The sequence below is a fragment of the Cupriavidus sp. DB3 genome, assembly GCF_020418465.1.
Classification (GTDB): domain Bacteria; phylum Pseudomonadota; class Gammaproteobacteria; order Burkholderiales; family Burkholderiaceae; genus Cupriavidus; species Cupriavidus cauae.
Window position 1 is genome coordinate 21187 of sequence record NZ_JAIZPL010000007.1, and the last position, 26500, is coordinate 47686.

At 65.2% G+C, this 26500-nt stretch carries 44 protein-coding genes and 1 tRNA gene; 27 read left to right on the forward strand and 18 right to left on the reverse strand.

Annotation, left to right across the window (positions count from 1 at the left end):
* Nucleotides 1-28: 28 nt before the first annotated feature.
* The 12 genes from K7G19_RS20960 to K7G19_RS21015 form a co-directional block, all read right to left on the reverse strand.
* Nucleotides 29-394, reverse strand: coding sequence for a hypothetical protein (locus K7G19_RS20960; RefSeq protein ID WP_226108990.1), 366 nt, complete (start codon nucleotides 392-394; stop codon nucleotides 29-31).
* A 174-nt stretch (nucleotides 395-568) separates the two neighbouring features.
* On the reverse strand, nucleotides 569-1198 hold the full coding sequence (locus K7G19_RS20965) for a hypothetical protein (protein ID WP_226108992.1): 630 nt from the start codon (nucleotides 1196-1198) through the stop codon (nucleotides 569-571).
* Nucleotides 1195-1401 (reverse strand): hypothetical protein, encoded by a 207-nt coding sequence (locus K7G19_RS20970; protein ID WP_226108994.1) that lies wholly within the window; start codon nucleotides 1399-1401, stop codon nucleotides 1195-1197. Before K7G19_RS20970 ends, K7G19_RS20965 begins: the two co-directional genes overlap by 4 nt.
* On the reverse strand, nucleotides 1398-1838 hold the full coding sequence (locus K7G19_RS20975; RefSeq protein ID WP_226108996.1) for an XF1762 family protein: 441 nt from the start codon (nucleotides 1836-1838) through the stop codon (nucleotides 1398-1400). The genes K7G19_RS20970 and K7G19_RS20975 overlap by 4 nt, the downstream gene beginning before the upstream one ends.
* Entirely contained in the window at nucleotides 1835-2257 is a 423-nt protein-coding gene (locus K7G19_RS20980) for a recombination protein NinB (protein WP_226108998.1), read from the reverse strand. The genes K7G19_RS20975 and K7G19_RS20980 overlap by 4 nt, the downstream gene beginning before the upstream one ends.
* 104 nt (nucleotides 2258-2361) lie before the next feature.
* Entirely contained in the window at nucleotides 2362-2919 is a 558-nt protein-coding gene (locus tag K7G19_RS20985) for a hypothetical protein (RefSeq protein WP_226109000.1), read from the reverse strand.
* The gene (locus K7G19_RS20990) at nucleotides 2919-3494 is read right to left on the reverse strand and encodes a polynucleotidyl transferase (protein ID WP_226109002.1); all 576 of its coding nucleotides are present in this window, start codon (nucleotides 3492-3494) and stop codon (nucleotides 2919-2921) included. Before K7G19_RS20990 ends, K7G19_RS20985 begins: the two co-directional genes overlap by 1 nt.
* A gap of 8 nt (nucleotides 3495-3502) precedes the next feature.
* Nucleotides 3503-4873, reverse strand: coding sequence for a replicative DNA helicase (gene dnaB / locus K7G19_RS20995; protein WP_226109004.1), 1371 nt, complete (start codon nucleotides 4871-4873; stop codon nucleotides 3503-3505).
* Nucleotides 4870-5736, reverse strand: coding sequence for a hypothetical protein (locus K7G19_RS21000; protein ID WP_226109006.1), 867 nt, complete (start codon nucleotides 5734-5736; stop codon nucleotides 4870-4872). The genes dnaB and K7G19_RS21000 overlap by 4 nt, the downstream gene beginning before the upstream one ends.
* Before the next feature lie 8 nt (nucleotides 5737-5744).
* Nucleotides 5745-5906: a hypothetical protein gene (locus K7G19_RS21005; RefSeq protein WP_208579027.1), complete on the reverse strand. Its 162-nt coding sequence runs from the start codon at nucleotides 5904-5906 to the stop codon at nucleotides 5745-5747.
* Nucleotides 5907-5913: 7 nt separating this feature from the next.
* Nucleotides 5914-6099 carry a hypothetical protein gene (locus tag K7G19_RS21010; RefSeq protein WP_208578675.1) on the reverse strand — a complete coding sequence of 62 codons (186 nt, stop codon included), beginning with the start codon at nucleotides 6097-6099 and terminating at the stop codon, nucleotides 5914-5916.
* Complete coding sequence (locus K7G19_RS21015; RefSeq protein ID WP_226109008.1) at nucleotides 6096-6482, reverse strand: XRE family transcriptional regulator; 387 nt, start codon at nucleotides 6480-6482, stop codon at nucleotides 6096-6098. The genes K7G19_RS21010 and K7G19_RS21015 overlap by 4 nt, the downstream gene beginning before the upstream one ends.
* A gap of 173 nt (nucleotides 6483-6655) precedes the next feature.
* On the opposite strand from K7G19_RS21015, the gene K7G19_RS21020 reads away from it, so the two are divergent.
* Nucleotides 6656-7168: a hypothetical protein gene (locus K7G19_RS21020; protein ID WP_226109009.1), complete on the forward strand. Its 513-nt coding sequence runs from the start codon at nucleotides 6656-6658 to the stop codon at nucleotides 7166-7168.
* A gap of 160 nt (nucleotides 7169-7328) precedes the next feature.
* Here K7G19_RS21020 and K7G19_RS21025 read toward each other — a convergent pair whose 3' ends face one another.
* On the reverse strand, nucleotides 7329-7574 hold the full coding sequence (locus tag K7G19_RS21025; RefSeq protein WP_226109010.1) for a helix-turn-helix domain-containing protein: 246 nt from the start codon (nucleotides 7572-7574) through the stop codon (nucleotides 7329-7331).
* 83 nt (nucleotides 7575-7657) lie between these two features.
* Here K7G19_RS21025 and K7G19_RS21030 point away from each other — a divergent pair, with 83 nt between their 5' ends.
* The 26 genes from K7G19_RS21030 to K7G19_RS21155 all read left to right on the forward strand — a co-directional run bounded on the left by K7G19_RS21030 (nucleotide 7658) and on the right by K7G19_RS21155 (nucleotide 21572).
* Nucleotides 7658-8662: an XRE family transcriptional regulator gene (locus K7G19_RS21030; RefSeq protein WP_226109011.1), complete on the forward strand. Its 1005-nt coding sequence runs from the start codon at nucleotides 7658-7660 to the stop codon at nucleotides 8660-8662.
* Between the two features lie 173 nt (nucleotides 8663-8835).
* Complete coding sequence (locus K7G19_RS21035; protein ID WP_226109012.1) at nucleotides 8836-9120, forward strand: hypothetical protein; 285 nt, start codon at nucleotides 8836-8838, stop codon at nucleotides 9118-9120.
* A gap of 146 nt (nucleotides 9121-9266) precedes the next feature.
* On the forward strand, nucleotides 9267-9563 hold the full coding sequence (locus K7G19_RS21040) for a hypothetical protein (protein ID WP_226109013.1): 297 nt from the start codon (nucleotides 9267-9269) through the stop codon (nucleotides 9561-9563).
* Nucleotides 9560-10084 carry a hypothetical protein gene (locus K7G19_RS21045; RefSeq protein WP_226109014.1) on the forward strand — a complete coding sequence of 175 codons (525 nt, stop codon included), beginning with the start codon at nucleotides 9560-9562 and terminating at the stop codon, nucleotides 10082-10084. Before K7G19_RS21040 ends, K7G19_RS21045 begins: the two co-directional genes overlap by 4 nt.
* Entirely contained in the window at nucleotides 10081-10218 is a 138-nt protein-coding gene (locus K7G19_RS21050) for a hypothetical protein (RefSeq protein WP_226109016.1), read from the forward strand. Before K7G19_RS21045 ends, K7G19_RS21050 begins: the two co-directional genes overlap by 4 nt.
* Nucleotides 10218-10397 (forward strand): hypothetical protein, encoded by a 180-nt coding sequence (locus K7G19_RS21055; protein ID WP_226109018.1) that lies wholly within the window; start codon nucleotides 10218-10220, stop codon nucleotides 10395-10397. The genes K7G19_RS21050 and K7G19_RS21055 overlap by 1 nt, the downstream gene beginning before the upstream one ends.
* 51 nt (nucleotides 10398-10448) lie before the next feature.
* The gene (locus K7G19_RS21060) at nucleotides 10449-10694 is read left to right on the forward strand and encodes a KTSC domain-containing protein (RefSeq protein WP_370639585.1); all 246 of its coding nucleotides are present in this window, start codon (nucleotides 10449-10451) and stop codon (nucleotides 10692-10694) included.
* A gap of 35 nt (nucleotides 10695-10729) precedes the next feature.
* Nucleotides 10730-11704 carry a phage recombination protein Bet gene (gene bet / locus K7G19_RS21065; RefSeq protein WP_226109022.1) on the forward strand — a complete coding sequence of 325 codons (975 nt, stop codon included), beginning with the start codon at nucleotides 10730-10732 and terminating at the stop codon, nucleotides 11702-11704.
* On the forward strand, nucleotides 11704-12288 hold the full coding sequence (locus tag K7G19_RS21070; protein ID WP_226109024.1) for a PD-(D/E)XK nuclease family protein: 585 nt from the start codon (nucleotides 11704-11706) through the stop codon (nucleotides 12286-12288). The genes bet and K7G19_RS21070 overlap by 1 nt, the downstream gene beginning before the upstream one ends.
* A gap of 73 nt (nucleotides 12289-12361) precedes the next feature.
* Nucleotides 12362-13129 carry a hypothetical protein gene (locus K7G19_RS21075; protein ID WP_226109026.1) on the forward strand — a complete coding sequence of 256 codons (768 nt, stop codon included), beginning with the start codon at nucleotides 12362-12364 and terminating at the stop codon, nucleotides 13127-13129.
* Between the two features lie 57 nt (nucleotides 13130-13186).
* Nucleotides 13187-13690 (forward strand): hypothetical protein, encoded by a 504-nt coding sequence (locus K7G19_RS21080; protein ID WP_226109028.1) that lies wholly within the window; start codon nucleotides 13187-13189, stop codon nucleotides 13688-13690.
* A 198-nt stretch (nucleotides 13691-13888) separates the two neighbouring features.
* Nucleotides 13889-14224 (forward strand): hypothetical protein, encoded by a 336-nt coding sequence (locus tag K7G19_RS21085; protein WP_226109030.1) that lies wholly within the window; start codon nucleotides 13889-13891, stop codon nucleotides 14222-14224.
* Nucleotides 14221-14481: a hypothetical protein gene (locus tag K7G19_RS21090; RefSeq protein WP_226109032.1), complete on the forward strand. Its 261-nt coding sequence runs from the start codon at nucleotides 14221-14223 to the stop codon at nucleotides 14479-14481. The genes K7G19_RS21085 and K7G19_RS21090 overlap by 4 nt, the downstream gene beginning before the upstream one ends.
* A gap of 1 nt (nucleotide 14482) precedes the next feature.
* Complete coding sequence (locus K7G19_RS21095) at nucleotides 14483-15757, forward strand: hypothetical protein (RefSeq protein ID WP_226109034.1); 1275 nt, start codon at nucleotides 14483-14485, stop codon at nucleotides 15755-15757.
* The gene (locus K7G19_RS21100) at nucleotides 15757-16044 is read left to right on the forward strand and encodes a DUF4031 domain-containing protein (RefSeq protein ID WP_226109036.1); all 288 of its coding nucleotides are present in this window, start codon (nucleotides 15757-15759) and stop codon (nucleotides 16042-16044) included. Before K7G19_RS21095 ends, K7G19_RS21100 begins: the two co-directional genes overlap by 1 nt.
* Nucleotides 16034-16291 (forward strand): hypothetical protein, encoded by a 258-nt coding sequence (locus K7G19_RS21105; protein WP_226109038.1) that lies wholly within the window; start codon nucleotides 16034-16036, stop codon nucleotides 16289-16291. The genes K7G19_RS21100 and K7G19_RS21105 overlap by 11 nt, the downstream gene beginning before the upstream one ends.
* Nucleotides 16284-16505: a hypothetical protein gene (locus K7G19_RS21110; RefSeq protein WP_226109040.1), complete on the forward strand. Its 222-nt coding sequence runs from the start codon at nucleotides 16284-16286 to the stop codon at nucleotides 16503-16505. The genes K7G19_RS21105 and K7G19_RS21110 overlap by 8 nt, the downstream gene beginning before the upstream one ends.
* Nucleotides 16498-17109, forward strand: coding sequence for a Lar family restriction alleviation protein (locus K7G19_RS21115; RefSeq protein ID WP_226109042.1), 612 nt, complete (start codon nucleotides 16498-16500; stop codon nucleotides 17107-17109). Before K7G19_RS21110 ends, K7G19_RS21115 begins: the two co-directional genes overlap by 8 nt.
* Nucleotides 17109-17297: a hypothetical protein gene (locus tag K7G19_RS21120; protein ID WP_226109044.1), complete on the forward strand. Its 189-nt coding sequence runs from the start codon at nucleotides 17109-17111 to the stop codon at nucleotides 17295-17297. Before K7G19_RS21115 ends, K7G19_RS21120 begins: the two co-directional genes overlap by 1 nt.
* Complete coding sequence (locus K7G19_RS21125) at nucleotides 17294-18208, forward strand: DNA cytosine methyltransferase (RefSeq protein WP_226109045.1); 915 nt, start codon at nucleotides 17294-17296, stop codon at nucleotides 18206-18208. Before K7G19_RS21120 ends, K7G19_RS21125 begins: the two co-directional genes overlap by 4 nt.
* Nucleotides 18205-18507: a hypothetical protein gene (locus K7G19_RS21130; protein WP_226109046.1), complete on the forward strand. Its 303-nt coding sequence runs from the start codon at nucleotides 18205-18207 to the stop codon at nucleotides 18505-18507. The genes K7G19_RS21125 and K7G19_RS21130 overlap by 4 nt, the downstream gene beginning before the upstream one ends.
* Before the next feature lie 2 nt (nucleotides 18508-18509).
* A complete protein-coding gene (locus tag K7G19_RS21135; RefSeq protein WP_226109047.1) occupies nucleotides 18510-19160 on the forward strand; it encodes a hypothetical protein in 651 nt (216 codons plus the stop codon).
* Nucleotides 19157-19828 carry a hypothetical protein gene (locus K7G19_RS21140; RefSeq protein WP_226109048.1) on the forward strand — a complete coding sequence of 224 codons (672 nt, stop codon included), beginning with the start codon at nucleotides 19157-19159 and terminating at the stop codon, nucleotides 19826-19828. The genes K7G19_RS21135 and K7G19_RS21140 overlap by 4 nt, the downstream gene beginning before the upstream one ends.
* The gene (locus tag K7G19_RS21145) at nucleotides 19821-20183 is read left to right on the forward strand and encodes a hypothetical protein (protein ID WP_226109049.1); all 363 of its coding nucleotides are present in this window, start codon (nucleotides 19821-19823) and stop codon (nucleotides 20181-20183) included. The genes K7G19_RS21140 and K7G19_RS21145 overlap by 8 nt, the downstream gene beginning before the upstream one ends.
* 25 nt (nucleotides 20184-20208) lie before the next feature.
* Nucleotides 20209-20439, forward strand: a complete 231-nt coding sequence (locus K7G19_RS21150) for a DUF4224 domain-containing protein (protein WP_226109050.1) — start codon at nucleotides 20209-20211, stop codon at nucleotides 20437-20439.
* Nucleotides 20436-21572: a tyrosine-type recombinase/integrase gene (locus K7G19_RS21155; protein ID WP_226109052.1), complete on the forward strand. Its 1137-nt coding sequence runs from the start codon at nucleotides 20436-20438 to the stop codon at nucleotides 21570-21572. Before K7G19_RS21150 ends, K7G19_RS21155 begins: the two co-directional genes overlap by 4 nt.
* 88 nt (nucleotides 21573-21660) lie before the next feature.
* On the opposite strand, the gene K7G19_RS21160 is transcribed toward K7G19_RS21155, so the two are convergent.
* The 5 genes from K7G19_RS21160 to pheS all read right to left on the reverse strand — a co-directional run bounded on the left by K7G19_RS21160 (nucleotide 21661) and on the right by pheS (nucleotide 26484).
* Nucleotides 21661-21737 (reverse strand) — tRNA-Pro (locus K7G19_RS21160).
* A 58-nt stretch (nucleotides 21738-21795) separates the two neighbouring features.
* Nucleotides 21796-22239, reverse strand: a complete 444-nt coding sequence (locus tag K7G19_RS21165) for a MerR family transcriptional regulator (protein ID WP_226109054.1) — start codon at nucleotides 22237-22239, stop codon at nucleotides 21796-21798.
* A gap of 160 nt (nucleotides 22240-22399) precedes the next feature.
* Nucleotides 22400-22816 (reverse strand): integration host factor subunit alpha, encoded by a 417-nt coding sequence (locus K7G19_RS21170; protein ID WP_149319226.1) that lies wholly within the window; start codon nucleotides 22814-22816, stop codon nucleotides 22400-22402.
* A gap of 61 nt (nucleotides 22817-22877) precedes the next feature.
* Nucleotides 22878-25325 (reverse strand): phenylalanine--tRNA ligase subunit beta, encoded by a 2448-nt coding sequence (gene pheT, locus K7G19_RS21175; protein WP_226109057.1) that lies wholly within the window; start codon nucleotides 25323-25325, stop codon nucleotides 22878-22880.
* 121 nt (nucleotides 25326-25446) lie between these two features.
* Nucleotides 25447-26484: a phenylalanine--tRNA ligase subunit alpha gene (gene pheS, locus K7G19_RS21180; protein ID WP_226109196.1), complete on the reverse strand. Its 1038-nt coding sequence runs from the start codon at nucleotides 26482-26484 to the stop codon at nucleotides 25447-25449.
* Nucleotides 26485-26500: the final 16 nt, after the last annotated feature.

Sequence of the window (26500 nt, forward strand, 5' to 3'; positions counted from 1 at the left end):
CGTATTACCACTGGTGAGGTGAGCTCGATTAAAGGTCCACTACCTCGCACGTCCCTATTTTCTCAAGGTGCGGCAGTCGCACCGGTGAGACTACGAACGTCGAGCCGTTGTTGTCCTGCTTCCAGACGAAGCCGGGATAAAAGCCATCCTGCTCGGGAATCCAGAAGACCACCGGACCTTGTCGGAAGTCACCTTCCCAGCCGGCATGCATTGCCGCGGTCTGGGCTCGTTTGTACAGGTCGGCAAACGCGGCGACCGTCGGCTCTTCGACAATGTCACCGCTTACCCGGCTTCGCGCCTCGTCGGCGCCCAGACGCGCTGCGGTTTCCTCAACCGTACTTAGCAAATGCCAACCAAAATCAATGGGAACTATGTGGTACGCATAAAAGCGCATTTGAACTCCTGATCGAATGGGAAGGAGTCAGTGTATCCAGCTTGAAATCGACGGGACACCCCACAAACGAATAAGCCCGCGTCAATGCGCGGGCTCAGGATGCACTTGCTGCGAGTCTGGCGAAAATCTATACCGCTTGTCGCAAAAACGCAAGCCCTTTTTCGCCGCCATCCCTTATGCGGCAAGGGCTTCCGGCTCATCGCACGCCGTACGGTCCTCGACCAGGCCGTGCGCCACGAATTTCGGTTCCAGCCGCGCCAGCGCCAGGTTCTCCAGCGCGCGGTAATGGGCGTCCATCCACTTCGCGGCCCGGAAGACCTGATCCTTGCTGACCTGGTGCTTCTCCGCGATCGCGCGAAAGGTGTACCCCTCCCGCCTGTCCCGCGGCAGGTAGTGTCGCGCGGTCAGGTCCAGCAGCAGCGTGGTCGCCGTCAGCCCGGACGACCGGCGTGCGAACAGCGCCAGGCGCTTCATCCCGCCGATCTTCTCTTCCCCCACCGCGAAGCGCGCCCAGATGGCCGCGACCTCCTGGCTCGGCAGCCGATCGCGCACCGCCGCCGTGACCATACTGCACTGGGCGCGGATCTCGTCGGGCGACAGGCCTGCGAAGTTCACCGTCCCGCCGCCGGCCGCGCCGCGCAGCTGGTCCAGCCACGCCTGCTGCTTGTCGGTCGGGTGCTCCAGATCCTCGAGCAGGCGGATCAGCATGTTCCGGAACGGCGCGCCCTGCCGCGGCGGCATGGACAGCACCAGGTACGACACGTGCAGCGCCTGCTCCGTGCTCTTGAAGATCGCGTCGGTCATTCGTTCTTTTCCCCGTCGTTGTAGTGCCGGCAGCGCCGGCCGTAATTCCTCCGCTTGCCGTCCGGCAGCAGCTTGGTGCAGACCCGCACCGTGGTGCCGAACAGCCGGGCCGTCTTTTCCCACTGGCAGCCCTTGCAGCTGCGCGCCTCCGCGCGCTCGTAGACCTCGGCCGGGTCGCGGTACATGTGGGCGGGCAGCGTCATGCGGCCTCCCAGCGCAGCTTCCCCTGCAGCGGGTGCGTGTCGACCCGCGGTCGGCTCGGGCAGTTCCAGCTGCCGCCCGCAGTCTCCGCGACAACCCTCCAGCCGGCGGCGCGAAGCGAGGCCCCGCCTTCCGTGTTCAGCGTGTAGGTGATCAGCCTCCGGTAGCCCAAAGCGCGGGCGGCGCGCCACGCCGCCGCGTAGAGCATCGAGCAAGCGTTGCGGTGCCCGTCCGTGCAAAGCCGGTTGACCTCCAGCGTCAGGCCGTCGTCGAGCGCGCGCGCGACCGGGCGCCCTACCAGCGCAACACCGACGATCCGGTCGCCGGCGGCCGCGCCGACCGCGAACTTGCACCCAGCTGCCGGCTTGTGGTGACGGTGGTGCTGGGCCACGAAGGCATTTCCTTCGGCAAACGAGATAGGGACGATGCGCAGCCTCATGCATGCACTCCGTCGAAGCTGACGCCGAATTCGTTGGCTGCGGCCGCCTGTACCTTCGCCAGATACTCGCTGAACTCGCCCACCGACATATCACCGGTCGACTTTCGCGTGACGCGCGTGCGGCCGTCCGGCAGCCGGATCTCCACCTTCACGCCGTACAGGTCCGCGAAGTATTCGTGCCAGGTGTCCTTGCTGAACTGCTGTCCGTGGACCCACGCCTGCTCCGCGATGTCGCGCAGCACGACCCCCCAGTAATACCGGTTCGCCTCGGTGGTGCGCCGGCGCTCTTCGGCCGTGACGATCACCCGCAGCGGCGTGCCCTTCTCCAAGCAAGCGGCGGCGTTGGACTTGATGAAGGCCAGCACCGTGGGCCAGATGCCCGGGCTCTTGAGGGTGAACTCTCGGTAGAGCGTCGCCATGGCTCAGGCCTCCACCGGGCGCGCCAGCTTGGCGCCGCGGTTCCAGCGGCAGTGTTCCGGCCGGTGGCCGAAGGCCCCGCAGTAGCAGCAGTAGCCGTTCCAGTTCATCGGGCATACCTCCCAAACAGTGCGTTCATCACGCGGTGCTGCCGCGGCACGGTGCCGTTGCGCCGCGCGCGATTGATGGTGTTTCGGTCGATCATCTGCTTGTAGCGAAGCGGGTCCTCTTCCTTCATCCGCTTGCGCGCGAGCCGCGATCGCTCGGTGCTGGTCAGAATCCGTGGCCTCTTGGCGCTCTTGCCTGGCACCGGTAGCCAGTACGGCACCGGCGCGCCGCACCGCCGATCCCAGGACACGACGTGCGCATCCCCAGCCAGCTTGTGCTTCTTGAAGAGCTGGTCGACCGTCGATCTGCCCGCGCCGGTGGCGTGGGCGATCTCGTGCACAGTGCGCGGTTTTCCATCGGCACAGATCTGCTTGATGAGCATCCACGTGGGCGAGCGATCGGCTTGGGCCAGGGGCTTGGACCCGAGCCCCAGTTGCTTCCCCTTCCGGTACGCCGCGTCACCGCTCCGGTTCAGATGGGCGCCGATTACGCGGAACGAATGGCCCTCCGACCAAAGGCGCCGCAGCGTGGCGAGGTCCTCGTCGGTCCAACGCATCACGCAGCCTCCTGTGCGCGGGCGTATTCGAGCAGCGCCAGCGCGTCGGCATGGTTGTCGTCGACGACGCGGTGCCCGCGCGCGCGCATGGCGGCGATCATGGCGTCCTTGTTGGCGTTGCCCTTTCCCGTGGCCGACTTCTTGATGACGGTCACCGGCACGGCCACGAGCGGCACACGGTTGCGATCGGCCCACGCCTGCAGGTGCGCTTCGAAGCCGCCGTACACGTGCGCCGCGATAGTGTTCGGGTTCTCCCTCGTGCCATGTGCCATGACGAGCTCGTAGTAGATCGCTTGGATCTCGCCGGCCTGCCTCGCGCGCTCGCCTAACCAGGCGGAGAACTTGAGCCAGCGCTGGCCGGGGCCATCGTGGCGCCGCGGCGCGAAGGACTGGCTGCCGCTCTGCACGGTGCCGTCGCGCATGCCCAGCGCCCAGCCAGTGGTAGTGCCGATGTCGATCGCCAGGATGTTCAAGTTGCAAGCCGGCGTACCCAACGCTGCGTGGTCATTGCGTTTGGAATCAGCGACTTGATCGGTCGCCTCGTCTCGCGTCACCGTGTCGAAAAAGTCCGTCATGGATTGCCTCATTCAAAGCCGCGCGACGCGCTGGGCGGTCGCCTCGGCGGCGCCGGATGCCAGTTCGTGGCGAGTGTTTCGAATCGGGTCTGAGCGCCGATGTAGGCCAACGCAACGCGGCCGGGCTGGCCCTGCCGATTGAGCGCGACATCGACCTCACAGATGCCCTTGTCGTCGGTGTCCGGGTTGTAGACCTCGTCGCGGTACAGGAACATCACGACGTCGGCGTCCTGCTCGATCGCGCCGGAGTCGCGGAGATCAGACGGCTGCGGCCGCTTGTTGGGCCGGCGCTCGAGCTCGCGGTTGAGCTGCGACAGCAGCACGATCGCGATGTCCAACTCTTTCGCCAGCGCCTTGAGCCCGCGAGTGATGCCCTCGATCTGCGCGTTGCGGTTTTCGCCCTCGCCTTCCATCAGCTGCAGGTAGTCGATCACGAGGACGTCTAGGCCGGCTCGACGCTTGACCTGCTTGGCTTTCATGCGAACGTCCAGGAGGCGCAGGCCGCCTTGGTCGTCGAGCCACAGGCCCATGCTTTCCAGCACGCCCATCGCCTGCGATAGCCGGTTCCATTCGTCGTCCGTCATGCGGCTCGGCGTCAGCAAGTTCGACAGCGGGATGTGGCCGATCGCGGCGAGATTCCGATCGTCCAGTTGCGCGCGCGGCATCTCCATCGACAGCACGAGCACCTGCCTGCCACGGGCGGCATGGCGCGCCAAGCCGAGCGCGAAGGCCGTCTTGCCCATCTTCGGACGCGCCGCGACCACGATCAGCTCGCCCGGCCGGATGCCACCGTTGAGCAACGCATCGATGTCGCGGAAGCCCGTCGAGATCGCCCGAGCACCGTCCGTCTCGCGGGATTGCAGAATCCGCGCGTATTCCACCAGGCTGCTTGACACGTGCGTCGGCTCCCTTCGCACGCGAGCCTGGGCGAGCGCCTCCAGACGGCTGGTAGCGCGGTCGATCAACGCCGGCGATTCGTCGGGCGAAGCCTTCGCCTCCTGGGCAAGATCACTGCCCACAACCAGCAGCGCGCGGCGCACCGCCCGCTCGCGCACGATCGCGGCGTGCCGGCCAACGCTTGCGGTACCTGGCGTGTTCTGCGCGAGCTCGGTCAGGTACGCCAGGTCGGCGGCGCCTTGACCAGCGGCCTTCAGGCGTTCGAAGACCGTGACGCAGTCGGTCGGCTTGCCCGCTTGGATCTGGCGCGACAGCTCGGCGAAGATGGCGCGGTGATCACCGACGGTGAAGTGCTCCGCCTGCAGGTCACCGATGCGGTCGAAGCACTCGCTGTCGATCAGCAGCGCGCCGAGCACGGCTTGCTCGGAAGCCACGGCGGTCAGCCGGTCGTCGTGGCCGGGAGTCGGCATGGAAGCGTTCATGCTGCCTCCGCGTGGACGCGCCGCGCCTGCTCGCCGACCGTGGTCAGCACGACGTTGCCGTCGCCCGCGATGTACCAGAGCTTGAACCAGTTGCCGCGCACGGACTTGCGATGCACGGCCGGCCAGTCCTTGTAGCGCTTGGCGTCGGGCAGGCTGTACCGGGCCTTGAACTCGAGCCAGTGCAGGCGGAGGAATTCCAGCGGGATGCCCGCTTGCTCGGCGTATGCGAAGACGGTGTCGTCTTCGGCGATGGGCTTCACGCCCTGCTGCTTGCAGGCCTTCAGGTACGCCGGCAGACCGATCGCCGAACGCTTGGGCTTCCCGACTCGTTCGGTTTCCGGCCCATTGCCCCCTTGGGGGGTATGGGGGGTATTTCTTTTCTGTTCCTGTTCCTGTTCCTGTTCCTGGTTTCGAAACGGTTTAGGTAACCGTTCGCCAAGGGTTTCGAATGGCTCTCTCACTTCGGCCGGGAATTTCGGAGCAAAATCCCGCAGAGCCCGCGCCAATACTGGCTTTACGGGGCAGTCGTCGGGAACTTGGTGAAAGAGCTTGGCCGCTGCCTTGCCTTGGTTGGGGTTCTCAATGTCGTTCCACAGACAGAACTTGTGGATGACAACCCATTTCGACCCTTCATCCCGGGTTGCGAAACCGTTTCGAGACAGTTCGGCAAACCGTTCGGAAACCGTTTCGATAGGCCAGCGAAGATCCTCGGCGACATACCCGTCAGGAAGACGGAATGCACCGATCATGTTCGTGTGTGGGCTGCTGAGGAGATAGAGCGCCAGCACTTTGCCTTGGTCGCTCAGCCCCAGAAAGCCTGGGTCTGACCAAAGCGCAGTGGGCATCTTTCCGTAATCGCGCATCTGCTACCTCAATCCCTGCGCGGTGCCTGGCTGCCCAGCAGCTCGGCGATCGCGCGTTTCGTTTCGGCGCACAGCTGCAGGCGGACATCGACCGTATTGGCCAGCGTCATCCGGTGCAGCAACTCGTTGATCCACGCGACTTGGGCGCGCTGTGCCTGCTGTGCGTCCATGGTTCTCTCAATGCTTCGTGTTCTGCTCGGCCAGCACGTCGAGATAGCCGACGGTGGCAAACGCCTGCGCGACGCGGGGGTCCCGCATAGCCTTAGCGAGTGCCTTGGTCATCCTGACGTCGTCTCCAGCGCCCTGCTTCATCGCGTCTTCCATGGCCTTGGTGGCCACTTCGATCGCTTCCACGTCGGTCATGCATTCCTCGCCGCCAGCACCGCTTCCATGATGGTCAGGGCCCCGCGGTGCATGAGGTACTGGCTCAGAATCCGGTTGCCCAGCACGCGCTCGACGTCGGCGATCTTGTCGGCCGGCAGGGAACGGCGTGGGTTGCCCTTCGCGTTCAGGGCTTCACGCTGGAAGTAGTCGCTAACGTGAGACGGGTAGAGGTCCGCCAATGCGGCCAAGGCCTGGAGCGTCAGACCCGATTGCGTGCGGTGTTCCCACGCCAGCGCGCATGCATCGCGGTAGGTGCTGCACGTCGCGATCTCGGCGTCGGGCAAAAAACGCCCTTTACCGTTGATGAAAAACCCTTGCGACCCAGTACTGACGCCGGTTTCCGGCTCTTCAGCTACCCGCATTTGTTGTTCTCCTGATAGGGAAAAACCATCGATTCCACAGTTGCTTCCACAGTTGGCCGAAGGGCCAAATAAAGGCGCCGATCAACGACGCCATCTGGTGCGAATAGGTGCATCCCCGCGATATGGAAGAATCGAGACCTCTGACCTTCTCAACCGCCCATAAAGGGGGACGCATGATTGACGCTCTAATCACCGCCTTGAACGGCGCAAATGTCGGCCTGGATATGGCGAAGCGCGCTGTTTCGGCCAGAGATCAGCGCCTTATAGAAACCGCGATGGATGACATGACGGACAAGCTCAGGCTCGCCTATGCGGCTGCATTGGAAGCGGCGCAGGACGCCCTCAAGCTCGCGCAAGAGGCACGCGCGCTGGACCAACGCGTTGCCGCACTGGAGCGTGAAACAGAGCAACTTAAGGCGAAGGCGCAGGATCGCGAACGCTACAGGCTTGTTCAGCTGGGCCGGGGCTCTTTTGCCTATGGCTTGAAGGAGGTCGAGCCCCAAGGAGAACCCCTTCACTACTGCTGCCAGGCCTGCATGGACAAAGGGCAGAAGGTCGTTCTGCAGGCTGGTGGCGGCTATGGCTCGCTTCAATGCCCTGCATGTAAGGCACAGGTTTGGAGCCCGGAGATGGCAACTGCAGCCGCAGAAGGGATGGATAGGCTCACGCGAAGCTTGAGGCCTTGATTTTGAATTCACGTCGCCTCCCCGCTCGCGCTTGCTTTTTCCCTAGCGGGGGGCGGTGGGTGCTTCGTATCGCGAAACTCGATCGCAGCCCATCCGCGACCCGTGAGACATGCCGCCAAGTAGGCTGCAGCGAGGACGATTACGACGGTCAGGAAGGCCATCACGCCGCCTCCTGCGCATTGGCCTGGGGCCCCGTCCCTCGGACGTAGGCCCAGTCCACCTTGTCGTTCAGTTCCTCGCAGGTAACCAGGCCGCCCGTGAGGCGCTCGATGACCGGGCACTGCTCGGCCGAGATCGGGCGCTTGCCGGAAAGCCACTGGTAGACCAAGCCTTGTGAAACACCCAACCGCTTGGCGAAGGCCGATTGGCTGGTCTTTGTCGAGTCGAGGTATTCGGCGAGTTTCATACCCGAAATACTAGCATCGCTTGTGAATAAGTCAACAGCGCTGCTGGTTGTTTTAATAACTAGCATCGCTACACTCCCCGCGCATGAATCGCCCCTCCACTACCCTTGAGCCTTGGCAAATCGAAGATGCCGAGCGACTGAAGTCCCTCTTCGCCGAGCGGAAGGGAAAGCTCAGCCAGGAAGAGTTCGGCAGCCGCTTTGGCATCGGCAGCCAGTCCATGGTGTGGCAGTACCTGAATGGCCGGCGGCCGCTGAACATCAAGGCAGCCACCGGGTTCGCTCAAGGCCTGGGGGTCGGTGTGGGTGATTTCAGCCCGCGCCTGGCTGAAGAGATTCGGCGCGCCTCGACGGCAGTGGTCGATACCGTTCCGACCATGGGCGCGCCCGCGGAACAAGGGTCCCGACCGGTCGATCGGCTAACCCGCGTGATGGCCGAGCAAAGCCTGGACGCCGAAGGCTTGGCGAAGGTGCTGGAAGTCGAAGTGCCGGTGATCCGGGGATGGATGGAGGGCGACGGCGTCAAAATGCCCCTGCATCACGCCGTCAAGCTGCAGGACACCTTCGGCTACAACCCGGCATGGCTGATAAACGGCAAGGGGCCGGCCAGGATCCAGCCCATCCAGCCGGCTGAGCACGATGAACCGGGCCTCCCGCTGGACACCGTCCCGATTCCAGCAGGCGCCTTTAGACGAATACCAGTACGAGGAATGGCACAGCTCGGAGACAACGGACACTTCTGTGAGATCGAGTACCCAGTCGGCGACGGAGACGGGTTCCTCTACTTCCCGACCTCAGACCCAGATGCCTACGGGCTCCGCTGCAATGGCGATTCGATGCGGCCGCGCGTGAAGCACGGAGAGTTTGTCGTGGTCGAGCCGAACCGAACGGTGACGAACGGCGACGAAGTCTTGGTACGATCGGTTGACGGTCGTGTCATGGTCAAGGAGCTGGCGTACATCCGGGACGGTGTCGCCAACCTCGCATCGGTGAACGAGCGGCACGGCATGCTGCGCATACCCTTGGAACAGATTGAGCGCATGCACTACGTGGCTGGCATCGTGAAGTCGTCCGCTTGGCGCCCGGACTAAGCCTCGCGCCGGCCCGTCGAACCCGCCCTATGGCGGGTATTTTTTCGTCCATCGCTATTGAAACAAGCACCGCTATTTAAATATTCAATCGTAATCAACAAGCTTTGCTGTTGATTCAATTGATTAGCGTTGCTAGTATTTCTCCATCGACGCACCACCTGATGGAGTCAGCGATGCCAGCCCTAGCCACCTACGCCAAGATCGTCCGCCGCCCGCAACTGCGCGTTGACGAAGCGAGCACAGTAGTTCATGCCGCCGGCCTGTTCTGGTCGGTCACTGGCGAATTCACGACCCCGGCCATCTGCCGCACCCCGGCATTCCTGCCCACGGACATCCGCCTCGTCAACGACGACGGCAGCGAGACCGAGGACATGCTGGACAACCTCCATCCCACCTTCGTGGCCCACCTGGGCGAGCTCGCTGTCGACTCGCTCCAGGACGACCGCCGCGTCGCCTGACGCGAGGAGTCCGCCATGAAGCGCTACGCCCTCTTCCTCGCGCTGTTCGCCTATCTGGCCGCGCCGCTGTTCGCGTTGGTCGGACTGGCGATCGCCAGCCTGTTCAGCTGACTAACCCGCCCGCGCCGGCGGGCTTGGAGACCACCATGCAAACCATCGAGATCAAGGGGGCGATCTACGCCTACCGCATGCACTTCGGTGACAGCCTGATCTTCATGTTCCACACGAGCGACATCGGCCTCGACGGCTGGTTTCACGTGTGCGACCACACGATCGTTAGCGAGTTGCCTGCTCAATTCGACCCGCGCGCCGCCGAAGTCGCCGCCCTCGAGCGTGAGCGCGAAAAGGTGCGTGCCGACATGACCAAGCGCATCACCGAGATCAACGAGCGCATCCAGTCGCTGCTCGCGATCGAGCACCAGCCGAGCGAGGTGCTGGCATGACCACGATCAACGGTGGTGCGCCGTGGACCAATGAACCCGACAACGCAACGTTCGACGCGCACGGGTTCAAGTGCGAGATTCGTCGGGTTAAGCACAGCGGTCACCTGTGCGGCTATGCCGGCGTCCCCAATTCGCACCCCTGGTACGGCAAGCAATACAACGACCGCGTCAAGCCGCCGCGTGATCTGATCGAGCGCCCCATCGACATCGACAAGATCGGTGCGTTCAACCTGTTCTGCGCCTCTGTGATCGGCGATGACATCCGTGAGAGCTGCGAGATTGTGCTTCTCGTGGATGTGCACGGCGGCTTGACCTATTCGCAGCAGGGAGACGCAGATCTCGAGGGCCTGTGGGTATTCGGATTCGATTGCGCGCACGCCGGCGACCTCTGCCCGGTAACGGCCGATCGGTTCGGCTGGTGCGGGGATGAAACGTACCGCAATTTCGAGTACGTCAAGTCCGAAACCGAGTCGATGGCCCGCCAGTTGGCAGCTATCGCCGCCACGGAGGTCAAGTCGTGATCGACATCGAGGACTTCAACGCACTGCGTGCTCGCCATGCGCGCAATCTGCGCCGCCTGCGCGCGGCAACGTGGCTCGCCATCGGCGTGCTGCTGGTGGCCAACGTCATCGACATCTTGAGGGCCTACCTGTGATGGACGACACCACCACCGACTACCAGGTCCACCGGTCGCTGCGCGATGCGTGCGGGCCTAAGGCTCAGTTGCACGTCGAGCCCGATTACGACATCACGGCCTGGCTCCTGGCCGCCGTCTACGGCGTCGGCATCGGCTGCCTTTGGTACCTCGCTGTCGCCCTGCGCGCCGGCGCCTGACATCACCACCAGCAGAGAGAAATCACCATGCTCGTCCCCGTCGCAATCCAAATGGATTCCGTCGACTCGTCGCAGATCCACAGCATCGGCCACGACGCCGCCAGCTCGACGCTGGCCATCCGCTTCAAGAACAAGGCCGGTGCGCCGACCTCGCTCTACCACTACCGCAACGTGTCCGCCGAAGACTTCGCGGCGTTCCGCGGCGCCGAGTCGATCGGCTCGCACTTCTACAAGCACATCAAGCCGTTCGCCGACAAGTACCCGTACGTGAAGGTCGAGTCGGCGCCGGCCGCCTGATCCGCTCCCCTCACCTTTCCTGCCTGGAGACCTACATGACCACCGCCGTCGCCGAACGTCCGGCCACGCCCCAGAAGCAATCGCTTGTTGCGAAGTTTGCAGAGCGCTACAGCATTGAGCCGAACAAGCTCATGGCTACGCTCAAGGCCACGGCTTTCCGCCAGCGCAACGACACGCCGATCTCGGACGAACAGATGGCCGCGCTGCTGATCGTCGCCGACCAGTACAAGCTGAACCCGTTCACGAAGGAGATCTACGCCTACAACGATAAGGGCGCGATCGTCCCCGTGGTGTCGGTCGACGGCTGGGCGCGGATCATCAACGAGCATCCCGCGCTCAACGGTATCGAGTTCCGCTACTGCGACGAACTGGTCACGATGTCTGGCGCCAAGCCTTGCCCGGAATGGTGCGAAGTGATCATCCACCGCAAGGACCGCGAGAAGCCCACCATCATCCGCGAGTACCTGGACGAAACCTACCAGGAGCCGCGCGGCGAGAAGCGCGTCCCGGGACCGTGGCAGAGCCACACCAAACGGATGCTCCGCCACAAGGCGCTCATCCAGGGTTCGCGTATCGCCTTCGGGTTCGCCGGAATCTACGACGAGGATGAAGCGGCCCGCATCGTCGAGCGAGACATGGGCACGGCGGACGTCGTCGGCAACGGCGCGCCGGCGGTCCAGATGCCGCAGGCGCGGCCGCGGCAGATCCCGCAGCAGGAAGCCCGCACCATCGACATGCCGGCGCAGCGCGCGACCCAAGCCGAGCCGGTGCAGCGCCAGGCCGCGCCCGCTCCGGCGCCTGCGCCTGCCCCGGCGGCCGCATCGGTCGCGGAGCTCGATGACGCCGTCACTGACGGCGAGAAGCAGTGGATCCGGAACAAGCTGGCCAGTGCCGACATCACGGTCGAGGATGCGATCGCGACGCTGTGCCTGTCCGTGCCTGCATCGCTCGATGGTCTGACCCGCGACGGTTTCATCGCCTTCCAGGACTACATCCGGGAGAACTGCTGATGTCGGACCTGCAATTCGACGCGGCGTCGCACACCTACACCGTCGGCGGCGTCGCGGTCCCGAGCGTGACCCAGATCCTGGCGCCGCTGAACGACCTGTCGATGATTCCGCCCGCGACGCTGCAGTACAAGCGCGACCTCGGCACGGCCGTCCACGCGGCCACCGAACTGCATGACAGCGGCGAGCTCGACGAGTCCACCGTCGCGCCGGTGGTGCAGCCCTACCTCGATGCCTGGATCCGGCTGCGCGCCGAGAAGCCCTTCGAGATCGTCGGGCTGGAGCACCGCGTCTTTCACCCGGTGCACCGCTACGCCGGCACCTACGACCGCCTCGTGGTGATGGACGGCAAGCTCTGCGTCCTCGACATCAAGACCGGCGCCATGTACCCGAGCTACGGCCCGCAGCTCGCCGCCTACAAGAACGCCGTCGAGCATGAGACCGGCCGGCGCGTGCAGGGCCGCTATGCGGTCGAGCTGCGCGACGATGGCACCTATCGCCTGCACCCCATGACCGATTCCGAGGACTGGGCCGTGTTCTTGTCCTGCCTCACCCTGCACCGCTACCGCAACAAGCACGCCGCCTGATCGCGGCCCGGAGAACGACACCATGACCACGAACACCCAAGGCACGATCGCATACGACGCCAGTGCGGCCGTCGTGCTGGCCGGCAAGGCGCAGAAAGCGCTGCAGAGCGCGAAAGGCTACGTCATCGACAGCCCGACCATGTACGAACTGGCCAGCGACGACCTGAAAAGCGTCAAGGCGCTGATGAAGCAGGTCGAGGAGCAGCGCACGTCGATCACCGGCCCGCTGAACCAGGCGCTGAAGGCGGTCAACGACCTGTTCCGCGCGCCGAAGGAATACCTGGAGTCGGCCGAGGCGACGCTCAAGGGCTCCCTGCTGGCCTACGACCGCGAGCAGCAGCGCAAGGCCGAAGAAGCCCGCCGCGCCGCCGAGGAAGCGGCCCGGAAGGAGCGCGAGCGGATCGAGGCCGAGGCGCGCGAAGCGGAACGCGCCGCGCGCGAAGAAGCCGAGCGCATTGCCCGTGAAGCTGCTGCAGCCGCAGCCGCCGGCGACCAGGCAAAGGCCGAAGAGCTGAAGGCGGAAGCAGAGCGCACTGCGGCCGCCGGCGCCGAACAGGCACAGCAGATGGCCACCGTCGCAGAGCTCGTGACCGCCGCGCCTGTGCCGGTGACCACCGCGGCGCCAAAGGTGTCCGGCCTGTCCACTCGGCAGAACTGGAAGGCGCGCTGCGTCGACAAGATGGCGCTGATCCGCTTCATCGCCGAGCACCCGGAGCACCAGCACCTGCTCGACATCAACCAGTCGGCGCTCAACCAACTGGCCAAGGCCCAGAAGGAAGCGATGCGCATCCCCGGCGTCGAGGCCTACCCCGACGCGGTGATGTCCGCCCGCGCCGCCTGACCGAACCCCCTTGGCCGGTGCAGCGTCCCGGCCCTTTCTATTCCACAGGAGCCGCCCATGCTCGAACTCGAAAACGAACTGGTGAAGATCACGCACATCAACACGCGCAACGAGAAGCACGGCGAAGAGCCGGTGCTGGCCGTCGACCTGAAGCTGGAGGCGCGGCTGTCGAACGACGTGCTGTCGCTGTTCTCGCCCATGTTGAAGGCGAGCTTCTACCACAAGGACGAGTCCGTGCAGGGCGACTTGGTGACCGACGCCGGCTACCTGCCGAACCTCAAGCATCCGAGCATTGGCCCGGTGAAGTGGGCTGGCGATTGGGAACACCAAGTGCTCACCATTCACAACGGCGTACGCGCGGTCGACGACATCGTGCTCAGCGACGCGCGCGTCAACAAGCTGCAGTTCGACTTCCAGGAGGGCGGCACGGTGTTCGTCAACTTCCGCGCGCAGGTGCACCCCGACGAGAAGACGGCGGCGAAGCTGCTGTCGCTGCTCGGACAGGAAGTGCACATGAGCCTGCAGTACGACGAGCCCGACGCGCTACCCGAGGCAGCGTAACGATCAACGGGGGAAAGCGGATGCCGGTGAAGAAGGCCGAAAGGCAAGCCTCAGGGCAGTAAGCGGACGCAGCGAGTACCCCACCCTCTCAACGGGCAGCCTGCGGCGGGACAACGCCGAGTCCCAAAAAACAGCGTGCGACGACTCCAACTGGTTGGCAGGAAGTCGCAGGCGGCCCACCCGAACCGAGACACGACCATGAACTGCCCGATCGCTACCCCACTCTCCCGCGCGCAGCAGCAGCTGCAGGCCGACATCGTCGACCTCGCGCGCGACTCGACCGCGCTCAAGCGCGAGAACGCCGAGCTGCGCCAGCGGCTCCAGGCCGCCGAGCGCGCGGCCGCGCTGGCCGAAGAGCGCGCCGAGATCGCGAACCAGGCGCACGCCGTGCTGACCTTGCAGGTGCTGCAGCTCGAGAAGCTTGCGCGCGAGGTGAAGCGCGCCGCGGTGAAGAACCCGCACTGGCCGATCTCGCGGTGGGTGAAGTTTGGGCCAATGGCCGTGTTTCTCGAATCGATCAAGGACCAAGCATGACCAAGTACGGGAAGCTGGACTCGCTCATCCTCAGCAGCATCAAAGCGGGCCGCACTCAGTTCAATCAGATCTTCGCCGGCGCGGTGCAGGACGAGTGCGAGCGCATCGCCAAAGCCGAAGGTACCGCCCGCTCGCGCTGGGGCGTCGATCCGTTCCGTGTCGTGGACCGCCGGCTCCAGGCGCTGCGCAAGGCCGGGAAGATCCGCTTTATCGCCAGCGGCGATGCCATGGGCTGGCAACTGATCACGGAGGCCTGACATGGAAAAGGAAGCGGTGGGGATGGAGCGGGAGCGCCGAGCATTCGAGGCGTGGGCAAAGGATCACGTCGATAGCCTGGCACTCGGACGAAACGGTGGGTATGCCTATGCTGACGCGAGCCGTGCTTGGAAGGCGTGGCAAGCGCGAGCCGCCCTCGCGCAGCAGGCGGCAGCGCAGGCGGTGGGGCTGACGGCAGACGAGAAGGACCGCTTTGTCGCCGCGCTGGTGAATCACGGCACCGAGCTCGTGGCGCCGCTATACGCCATCGTGGAGGAGATCGAGCGCACGCTGCTATCCCGGGCCGCACAAAGCGGGGAGCCGGTGGCCTGGCTGCGAGAGGACGGAAGCGACGCCATCACGGCGCAGAAGAAACGCGATCTGGTCGAGCACAACGGCCGGCCAGGCGCGAAAGTGGCCGGGCAGTACAGCATTGCCCTGACCTACGCCGCCCCGCATCCGAGCGCGCAGCGGGCCGAGCAGCCCGCCGAGGAAGCGCGCCCTTCCGCGGACGCCATCGCCCGTAGCAAGCGCATCCTCGAAGCGGTGGACACCTACCACGAGCGCCCGAACAGCATCAACTGGCACGCGCTGCGCTGCATTCTGATGGACCAGTTCACCGAACTGCTGACGAAGGGCGCCGAGGAAGCGCGCGGGTTCAGTCTGTCCGATGCTCAGTGGTATGACCTCGCGCAGCGCCATGCGAACGTCGACTGGAACGGCAACGGGTACTTGGCATCGGTGAAGGCGCTCTGCGCCGACTATGGCGCCCTGCTCGCCGCGGCCGCGGTAGAGGTAACCGGTACGGACGCCAGCGGCAACCAGGTGACGATCTGGTGCTCACCGAACGCGCCGGCATCCGTCCGCGAGTTTTTCGACGCCGCGCTCGACGCAGCGGAACCGCAGACGCAAAGCGCGGCGCCCGGTCTTGCGCCGATCCACATTGGCAACTTGACGACGCTCAATCAGGACACCTACCCCGGCCTTGGAGACTGGTGGGTGCAGCTGCGGATCGGCCCGGACTTCGATGAAGTGCTGGCCCGCGTCTATGGCAAATCCCCCGCACAAGCGCGGGAGCGCGCCGCCATCCTCGCCCGCGCCGCATCGGAGCCGCGCGCGGAGGGGCTGGACGATAGCGCTATCGAAGCATTGCGTCTCGCGGAGTCTGCTCTGTCGGAATGCTATGACGTGACCGCGTGGCCGGCAGATGGGAAGTCAGAGTGCGACAAGGCGCTTGCCGCTGTACGCGCGGCCCTCGCCGCGCAGAAGGGGAAGTGATGGCAGTCTACGTCGACGACATGGGAGCGCCCTACGGCCGGATGGTGATGTGCCACATGCTGGCAGATAGCACCACCGAGCTACTGGCCATGGCCGACAAGATCGGCGTCGCCCGCAAGTGGCTCCAGAAGGCCGGAACTGTGCACGAACACTTCGACATCTGCCAATCGAAGCGCGCCCGCGCCGTCAAGCATGGCGCAATCGAGATTGATCGTCAGCAGCTCGCCGCCATCATTCAGGCACGCCGCGCTGCCCACCACCCGACCGGAGGCGGCAATGCAGATTGATCTGGATGCGCTGGAGCGCGACTGCAAGACGTGGGAATCGAACATCGGCTCCCCCCCGTTTCTGTCTGCGTCCATTGGGCTGGCCCTGATCGCCAAGGTCCGCGAGCTGGAGCAGGAGAACGCCCTGCTACGCGAAGTTGTAGCTGAGTACAACGACTGTATCCGGTATATGGACGCCGGTGGGGATTTCCACGAGTTCCAGCGCATCACCATCGACGCGGCTCGCGGAGGGAAGGAGCATGGCTGAACTGAAACCCGGTCACGTGTGGTTCGAGGTAATGAATGGGCCGGAAGGTCCATCGCTGTACATCGGGGATGACGATAGCGGATACAGGCTGGCCGGGCCGAAGCCCATGAGCGCGCGCCCTGTCTTCCGTTTCATGGTGGACATTGCCGCTCTGGAGCGGGAGGCGCGTGCGTATGCAGGTATCGAAGCGGCTCGCGGAGGTCAACATGGCTGATCTGAAACCGTGCCCGTTCTGCGGCGGCGAAGCGGACCACGAGCAGACGATGGATGAAAGCCTGTGGTCGCATGAAACCGTGCCGTATCGTCGTGTTCGATGTCGGCAATGCGATATTGGCACCGACTACGTTTGCGAAGGATACGAGCCGACTGAGGTGGAGCAATGGAATCGCCGCGCCACGGACGGGCAGCGCGATACGGCGCGAGGCGTGCCGGAGGGGGCTTTCATCCCTCGCACGGCGGAACAGATGATCGAGTTCATCGGCTCCAATTTCGACAGCATGCAGGCGGACGAGTGGACCGACGAGCCGATCCCGGAGCCTGCCGGCGACCTGAACAACGTCCGCTATTCGTTGACCGTCCACGACCTGCTGAGCGCGTTCCAATGGGCTGGACTGCTGGACGCGCCCACGCGGCCGGATGGCGATGCGGAGCGGCCCGAGCCCTACGTCGAGATCACGGTGCGCGTAGGGGACGCGATCGCCCGTCAAGTTGGCGCCAAGGTTGCGTTCGAGCGGACTTACCGGCAGTGGGATTGGTTGGAGCTGCTCGCGCGGCAGGCCATCAACGACGCCATGACCGCCAGCAAGGGGGATGCGTGATGCTACGGAGACTGTTGGCGCTGTTCGGCTATCGCATCGAATACGTGTCCGAATGGGGCGTGCATGACAGCCGGTATGACGGCATCGACTACCAGATGGGCAGGCCCATCCATCCAAGAATGAGCGTTGCGCCGCCGTGGGCGCGCATGCGCATCGTCAAGGCCGCCAGCAAGGGGGAGAGGGAATGAAGGCGATCGACCTTTTCGCTGGCGCTGGCGGCTTCTCGACCGGGGCCAGGATGGCCGGCATCGAAGTGGTATGGGCGGCCAACCACTGGCCGACAGCCGTCGAGACGCACGCCGCCAATCACCCGGAGGCGCGGCACGTCTGCCAAGACCTGCACCAAGCGGACTGGTCGCAGGTGCCGGCGCACGACATCCTGCTGGCATCACCCTGCTGCCAGGGCCATAGCCGGGCCCGCGGCAAGGCAGCAAACAACCCGCAACACGACGCCAGCCGGTCTACCGCGTGGGCCGTTGTGTCGGCGCTGGAATATCACCGCCCGACGTTCGCCGTCATCGAGAACGTGAAGGAATTCATGCAGTGGAACCTGTTTCCGGCGTGGCGGCTGGCAATGCAGGCGCTCGGCTACCAGCTCGCGCCGCACCTGATCGATGCCGCCGACCATGGCGTGCCCCAGCACCGTGAGCGGCTGTTCCTGGTGGCCAGCCGGAGCCAACGGCCGCTGGTGCTGCGCCTGCCCAAGCACAGGCACGTCCCTGCTGCAGAGGTTGTGGACTTCGGTACCGGGAACTGGTCACCAGTGGAGAAGCCGGGCCGGGCCAAGGCAACGCTGGAGCGGATCGCGCAAGGCCGGCGCGTTCACGGTGACCGCTTCCTGACTGCCTACTACGGCAACGAGGCAGGTGGGCGCTCTCTCGCCCGCCCGCTGGGCACGGTGACGACCCGCGACCGGTATGCGCTGATCGACGGCGACCGCATGCGCATGCTGCGCGCCGACGAATACCGGGCCGCCATGGGCTTCCCCGCGGACTACCGGCTGCCGGCGCAGCACCGCACGGCCGTTCACCTGCTTGGCAATGCGGTTTGCCCGCCAGTAGCGCGGGACGTAATCACGTCGATTCTGGAGGCAGCATGACGAATGAGAAGGTGAAACGGCTCACAGCAGCCGAAGCCCGCGAGATCGCTGGCCCCACTGTTTCCGAACGCGTTGACCTCGCACTCGATCGGATCCGAGAGGCCGCCGAGAAGAAGCAGCGCGAGGTCGCCCTGCATGGTGATTTCTGGGCCCATGGTGGCTACGGGAGCGACCGGACAACTACCCTCGCCAAGCAATACGACGAAGCGGTGAGGCAGCTGAAAGACCTCGGCTTCAAGGTGCGGTTCTTCTACGAGGAACGCCAGTTCGTGGACATGTACACGATCGTGGAGTGGTAGCCGTGAAAGAACGCCCCATCCTCTTCTCCGGCGCCATGGTGCGCGCCATTTTGGACGGCCGGAAGACCCAGACGCGGCTCGTCGTGAAGCCACAGCCGCCGGCTGCTACGAAAGCAGTCGGCATCTATCACTACCCCAGCGACCGCGATGTCTTCTATCCCTGCGACGGCGGCAGTCTGCTCGGTGGATGGGCGCAGCCCTGTCCTTACGGCGAGCGTGGCGATCGGCTGTGGGTCCGCGAGACGTGGGCGCAGCCGGCCGCGCTGGACCCCGGCCCGACGGTCTACCGCGCGGACTATCCGGCGTGCGTGCCCGCCGGCTTCGATAACGTTCCGCCGGCAGACGCGATCGCTTGGAAGCCGAGCATCCACATGCCGCGCGCGGCGTGCCGCCTGGTGCTGGAAGTCACCGGTGTGCGCGTCGAGCGGCTGCAGGACATCACCTACGACGATGCCATCGCGGAAGGGATGTTCGATCCGGGCTCAATCAGGGATACCTATCCGCCCACCGGCGAGACAGGCGAACAGCTCGGCCGCAGGCTCAAGCATCCAGAGCGGAGCTTCGCGCTGCTATGGGAAGAGCTCAACGGCGCCGGCGCGTGGGGTGCAAATCCCTGGGTGTGGGTTGTCGAGTTTCGGAGGATCGACGTATGACGCGCTACCCCTTGGCCTGGCCGACCGGCTGGCCCCGCAAGACTGCTGCACAGCGCACCGAGGCCCGCTTCGCGAAGAACGATCGGCGGGTTGTCCGGTATTCCGACGGCGGCGAGTCATCGTGGATCACCAAGAAGGCCCTGACCGTCAGCGACGGCGTGCGGCGCGTGCTGGTCGAGCTCGAGCGGCTCGGCGTTGGCGAGAACGACACGGTGATCAGCACCAACGTGCCTACCCGGCTCGACGGACTGCCGCGCTCCGGCGCGCGCGAGCCGGATGACCCCGGCGTCGCCGTCTACTGGCAGGCGCACAGCGGCGCACGGCGCGTCATGGCGATCGACCGGTACACCACCGTGGCGGACAACCTAGCCGCCATCGCCGCCACGCTGGAGGCGATGCGGGCGATTGAGCGGCACGGCGGTGCACAGATCCTCGATCGCGCCTTTACTGGATTTACGGCCCTGCCGTCACCGGCCGCCGCCCGGAGCTGGCGCGAGATCATCGGCGTGCCGCCGGGCGAGCGCGACATCAGCGTGATTCGCGCCGTGTATCGCCGGCGAGCGCAAGATGTGCACCCCGACCGCGGCGGCTCGCACGATGCCATGGCAGAGCTGACGGCCGCCATGCGCCGTGCCGAAATGGAAGTTGGAGGAACGAACGATGCCTGACGACCTGCTGGCCTGCCCCTTCTGCGGCGACGACGGCGAAAAGGGCGAGATCGAGGTGACCGAGTTCCCGTCGCGGAACCAATACAAGGTGGTCAAGTGCTACACGTGCGGCGCGAGCTGTCCGGAGGCGAACTGGAACATGAGGGCCGGCATCGCGCCGGCGGCTGAACAGCCGGCCGAGTCGGCGGCCACCTTCACCGACTGGCAGGCGTTCCACGAATCCCTTATGGCTGCGAGCGCGACGGAGCAAGAGATCGCTGAGGCGATGGCCGCGCGCGACGAAACAGGGCTCGGGATGCTGGTCGGCGCGATCGGCATCGGAGTGGGACGAACCCTACCTGGCGCGGAGCAGTAGAGGCGAAGGAATGGACAACAGATTGATGAGCGAGCAGGACCTGCGCGACGTGACCGGCTTGAAGCGGCACAAGCTGCAGGTGGTCTGGTTCCAGCGGCATTTCGGCGTGACGCCCGTTCAGCGGGCCGACGGCCGGATCATCATGAGCTGGTCGGCATTCGAGGCGCTGCAGGCAAAGCGGGCCGGCGTGCTTCCGGCCACCGCCGGACAGGCGGCGGAGCGCCCTGCGCTTCAACCGCTCCGGAGAGCCGCATGAAGGGCCGCAGGAGATCGCGTTCTGACGGCTTGCCACGTTGGGTCTACACCAAGGGCGGGAGCTTCTACTGGGTGCGGCCGACGGACCGGAAATGGATCCGCCTCTCTCGCATCGAGGAGGGCGAGACGACGATGCTTCATCGCCTCGCGGAGGAAAAGCGGAAGGTCGAGATAGACGGCACCGAGGGGACCATGTCGCGTCTGGTTGCGATCTACATGGACCAGGAAGCCGGGAAGTACGCCGACTCGTTCCGCGACGAATGGAAGCGCCGCGGCGAGGACGTCCGCAAGGCATTCAAGGCCTTCGACATCGAGCAAGTCGACGCGGCGTCCGTGGTGGATTTCCTCGAAGGAAACTGGGCAGACAAGGTCCCCACGCAGCGCGCCATGAAGGGATGGCTATCGAAGTTCTTCACTTGGGCTGTCCTGCGACGTCACGTCGCCACGAACCCATGCCGTGAGGTCAAGGTGAAGAAGCCTAAGCCCAGGTCTACCTACATGCCCGACAATCACTTCATGGCCATTCGAGAGGCACTGCTGACGTACACCTATGAGCGTCGCTTGCGAGGCAAATTGGAGACCGTCACCGCCAAGGTGCCGACCGGTCCCGAAATGCAAGTGCTCATCGACCTATGCTATCTGACCATGCAGCGCTCGACGGACATTCGGCTGCTCCGACTGTCGCAGATCGACTGGCAGACGCGGCTGATCCGCTTCCTCCCGACCAAGACCGAGGACAGCAGCGGCGCGGCGGTGGACTGGCCCATCACGCCAGAGATCGAAGCCGTCTTGAAACGCGCGGAAGAGCTGCGCCGACGGGTCAAGGTGCAGTCGATCAGCGACGACTATGTCATCCTTGACCAGGACGGACAGCCCAAGACCGCGAAGGCATGCCTGCAAGCATGGAGGAAGGCGATGGCTCGGGCAAAACTCGCTGACAAGCAGTACACGATCAAGGACATCCGCGCGAAGGCGATGACCGATGCGAAACGGGCTGGCTATGACCTCGATGCGCTGCAGGTCGCCGGAGTCCACACGGATCGCGCTACGACTGAGGATTACATCAAGCAGCGAGAGGTGCCGGTGTCGGTCGTCCACTTGCATTTGCCGGCGGGCCACGCCAAACAGGCTTAATTAGAAACCTTCTAACTACCTGCCGATAAGCCGCTACCATTCCAAAAGCAAAAGCCCGCATAACCGATTGATTATGCGGGCTTTATTCTGGTCGGGGCGAGAGGATTTGAACCTCCGACCACCTGCACCCCATGCAGGTACGCTACCAGGCTGCGCTACGCCCCGAAAGCACAAGAGTATATCAGAAGCCCCACCGAAATGAATAGGCGGTGGAGCGCATTTTTTAGTCCTTGGCGGCGATCTGCTTCAGTTGCGCAAGCACGTGCTGGACCTCGATCAGTTCGCCGCGCAAGGCGGGAACATCCACCGTCAATACGGACGCCGCAGGTGCGATGCCCGTGCTCGCCGAGGGCAGCGGCGCGGCTTCTTCCGGCATGGCCGGTTCGGCGTGATGGCGCCCTTCGTCGAGCCGGTTGCGCGCGCCGTTGATGGTGAAGCCTTGCTCGTACAGCAGCTCGCGGATGCGGCGGATCAGCAGCACCTCGTGGTGCTGGTAGTAGCGCCGGTTGCCGCGCCGCTTGACGGGTTTGAGTTGCGTGAATTCCTGTTCCCAATAGCGCAGCACGTGCGGCTTGACGGCGCACAGTTCGCTCACTTCACCGATGGTGAAATAGCGCTTGGCGGGAATGGGCGGCAACGTGATGCGCTCGCTCGATTTATCCGACATGCAGTGGACGGACGGGTTTCAGGCCGGGCCGGCGGTGGTTGGAGGGGAATGGCGCCGATTCGGCGCGCAGCAGCAGCATACAGACTGGCCGCGGCAGCGGCAATGGACCGCGCGGGATGGCTATCGACGGTCAGTCAGCCAGGGCGGTAAGTCAGGTCAATCAGTCGCTGGGCGCCAGGCCGGCGCGTTCCTCCACCAGGCTCTTGAGCTTCTGGCTGGCGTGGAAGGTCACCACGCGGCGGGCGGTGATCGGAATGATTTCGCCGGTCTTCGGATTGCGGCCGGGGCGTTGCGGCTTGTCGCGCAACTGGAAGTTGCCGAAGCCGGACAGCTTGACGCTGTCGCCCTGCTCCAACGCTTCGCGGATCACGTCGAAGAAGGCTTCGACCATGTCCTTCGATTCACGCTTGTTGAGACCGACCTGATCGAACAGCATCTCGGCGAGTTCGGCCTTGGTCAGGGTCGGGACCTCGGTGACGCGCGGTTCCGGCGTTTCGTCCGCCTGCGTAGCCGCGTGCCGGTCGCCAGCTTCGCCCAATGCTGCTGCGGTCATCAGAGTCGCGTGTTGGTCGTTCATCTCGTCAGTCTGCCGCCCGGATGCGGGTGCCCGGGCGGCCCATTCAGGGTTCGGGCTGTGGCTAGCCGCGCAGCCGGGCGCCGAAGGCGGCGGTGGCGGCTTCGACCATGCAGCGCACGGCGCTGTCGACGGTCTCGTCCTGGAGGGTCGCCCCAGTATCTTGCAAGGTCAAGCGGAAGGCAAGGCTTTTCTCGTCCGCGCCAATGACCGCCGAAGCGGCCTTCGGGCGGAATTCGTCGAACAGCACCAGGCTCTGCAGATAGCGGCCGAAGCCCTGCTTGTCGAGCGCGGCGCGCATCGCATCGGTCAGGTCCTGCACGCGCACGGTCTGCTTGACCACCAGCGCCAGGTCGCGCACGGCGGCCGGGAATTTCGAGATCTCGGTGTAGCCTGGCAGACCGATGTCGCGCACCGCATCCAGGTCCAGTTCGAACAGCACCGGCGCGTTGCTCAGCTCATAGGCCTGCAGCCACTGCGGATGCAATTCGCCGATGACGCCGATCGGCTTGCCCTCGAGCAGCACGGTGGCGGCGCGGCCCGGATGCAGCGCGGGATGCGAGACCGGCTCGAAGCGCGCCTGGCGCGGATGCAGCAGCGCCTCGACATCGCCCTTGATGTCGAAGAAGTCCACCGGTCGCGTCGGCACGCCCCACTGCTCCTCGAAGGCGGGGCCGCAGGCGATGCCAGCCACGCGCATCGGCTGATCGTAGCCGGCCACGGTCAGGCCGCCATCGCCGGTGCCGGCATTGCGCAGGAACACCCGGCCGACCTCGAACAGGCGCACACGCGCGGCCTTGCGATTGAGGTTGTAGCGGACCTTGTCGAGCAGCCCGCCGATCAGCGTCGAGCGCATCACGGCCAGCTGGCTGGCGATCGGATTCAGCAGGCGGATCGGATTGTCGTTGGCGGCGAAATCGCGCTCCCACTTCTCCTCGACGAAGGCGAAGTTGATCACCTCCTGATAGTCGCGGGCGGCAACGGCATGGCGGACTGCATGGGTCGAACGGCGCGCCTCGCCGGTCGGACGCATCTCGCTCTCGGCCACCGGCGGCCGCGCCGGAATGCGCTCGAAGCCGTAGATGCGGGCGACTTCCTCGATCAGGTCCTCTTCGATTTCCAGATCGAAGCGATAGCTCGGCGGCGTGACCTCGAACACGGTGCCTTCGGCGCCCTCGCCCTGCGTGAACGGCAGGCCCAGGCGCTGGAACACGTCGGCGATCTCGGCGGGGTTCAGCGCGATGCCGAGCACGCGCTCGGCGCGCACGACGCGCAGCCGCACCGGCGGACGCTGCGGCAGGTTGACCGCCTGATCGTCGACGGGGCCGGCCTGGCCGCCGCAGATCTGCAGGATCAGCGCGGTAATACGCTCGATATGCTCGACCGTGGTCGCATAGTCGACGCCGCGCTCGAAGCGATGCGCGGCATCGGTCGAGAAGTTGTAGCGGCGCGCGCGGCCCTGGATCGCCTGCGGCCACCAGAAGGCGGCCTCCAGATAGATATTGGTGGTGTCCAGCGTCACGGCGGTGCTGTCGCCACCCATGATGCCGGCCAGGCTCTCGATTTCCTTGTCGTCGGCGATCACGCCGACGGTCTCGTCGACCTCGACGGTATTGCCGTTCAGCAGCTTCAGCTGCTCACCCTTGCGGCCCCAGCGCACGTCGAGCCCGCCGTGAATCTTGTCCAGATCGAACACGTGCGAGGGACGGCCCAGCTCGAGCATCACGTAGTTCGAGATGTCGACCAGCGCCGAGATGCTGCGCTGGCCGGCGCGCTCGAGCCGCTGCACCATCCACGCCGGCGTCGCGGCGCGGGCATTGACGCCGCGGATCACGCGGCCGCTGAATCGGCCGCACAGATCCGGCGCGGAAATCTTCACCGGCAGACGGTCGTCGATCGTGACCGCCACCGGCTCCATCGCCGGCAGCGTCAGCGGCGCGCCGGTCAGCGCGGCCACTTCGCGCGCGACGCCGTGGATCGACAGGCAGTCCGCCTTGTTCGGCGTCAGCTTGATCACGAAGACCTGATCGTCGAGGTCCAGGTAGCGGCGGATGTTCTCGCCGACCGGCGCGTCCTCGGGCAGGATCAGCAGCCCTTCATGGTCCTCGGACAGCTTCAGCTCGCGCGCCGAGCACAGCATGCCGTAGCTCTCGACGCCACGCAGCTTGCCGACCTTGATCTCGAACGGCTTGCCGCCCGCTTCGGTCGGCGGCAGCACCGCGCCCACCAGCGCGCACGGCACCAGGATGCCCGGCTTGACGTTGGGCGCGCCGCAGACGATCTGCAGCGTCTCGCCGGTGCCGGCATCGACCTGGCAGACGTTGAGGCGATCGGCGTTCGGATGGCGCTCGGTGGCCAGCACGCGGGCGACCACGATCTTGTCGAACGGCGGCGCGACCGGCCCGACCTCCTCGACTTCCAGCCCGGCCATGGTCAGGCGGTGCGAAAGCGCGTCGGTGGTCAGATTGTCGGGATTGACGAAGGTACGAAGCCAGGATTCCGAGAATTGCATGGCGCTACTGATCCGGTGGGTATGCTGTGGGCGGCGGCATGGCGCCGCCAGGGTTCGACGATGACGCTAAGGCCGTTCGGAGTTGCAGGCCGGGCGCGGCGAACACACGCGCCCGAGGCCTTCACGCAAACTGGCGCAGGAAACGCACGTCGCCTTCGAAGAACAGGCGCAGGTCATTGATGCCATAGCGCAGCATCGTCAGCCGCTCCAGCCCCGAGCCGAATGCGAAGCCGATATAGCGCTCGGGGTCCAGCCCCATGTTGCGCATGACATTCGGGTGCACCTGGCCCGATCCGGAGATCTCCAGCCAGCGGCCCGCGTTCTTGCCTTCCTCGAACGCCATGTCGATCTCGGCCGACGGCTCGGTGAAGGGGAAGTACGAGGGGCGGAAGCGCACCTGGATATCGTCGCGCTCGAAGAACTTGCGCAGGAAATCGGTATAGACGCCTTTCAGGTCGGCAAAGCTGACGTTCTCGCCGATCCACAGGCCCTCGACCTGGTTGAACATCGGCGAATGGGTCGCGTCGCTGTCGACGCGATAGGTACGGCCGGGGCAGATCACCTTGATCGGCGGCATCGCCTTGCCCCGGTACTTCTCGACGTGCATGCGCGCATAGCGGACCTGCATCGGGCTGGTATGCGTGCGCAACAGCAGTAGCTTGTCGTCGCTGTCGCGGCCGTCGACGTAGAACGTGTCCTGCATCGAACGCGCGGGGTGGTTGTCCGGGTTGTTCAATGCCGTGAAGTTCATCCAGTCGGTCTCGATCTCCGGACCGTCGGCAACGTCGAAGCCGATCGAGCCGAAGATCTGCTCGACGCGCTCCCAGGTGCGCATGACCGGATGCAGGCTGCCGCGCGCGACGGCGCGTCCGGGCAGCGTGACGTCGATCGCCTCGGCCGCCAGCCGGGCGTTCATCAGCGCGTCGGCCAGCGCCTGGCGGCGCGCCTGCAGCGCGGCCTCAACCTGCTGCTTGGCCTGGTTGATGCGGGCGCCCTGCTCCTTGCGGGCTACCGGGTCCAGTTTGCCGAGGCCCTTGAGCAGCTCGGTCAGCGCGCCGGTCTTGCCGAGAAAGCGCGCTTTCTCGTTTTCCAGCGTGGCGTTGTCGTTGGCGGCGGCGAAGGCGGCCTGCGCGTCGGCGACGATTTGGTCCGGATCCAGTGACATGGCGGTGGTC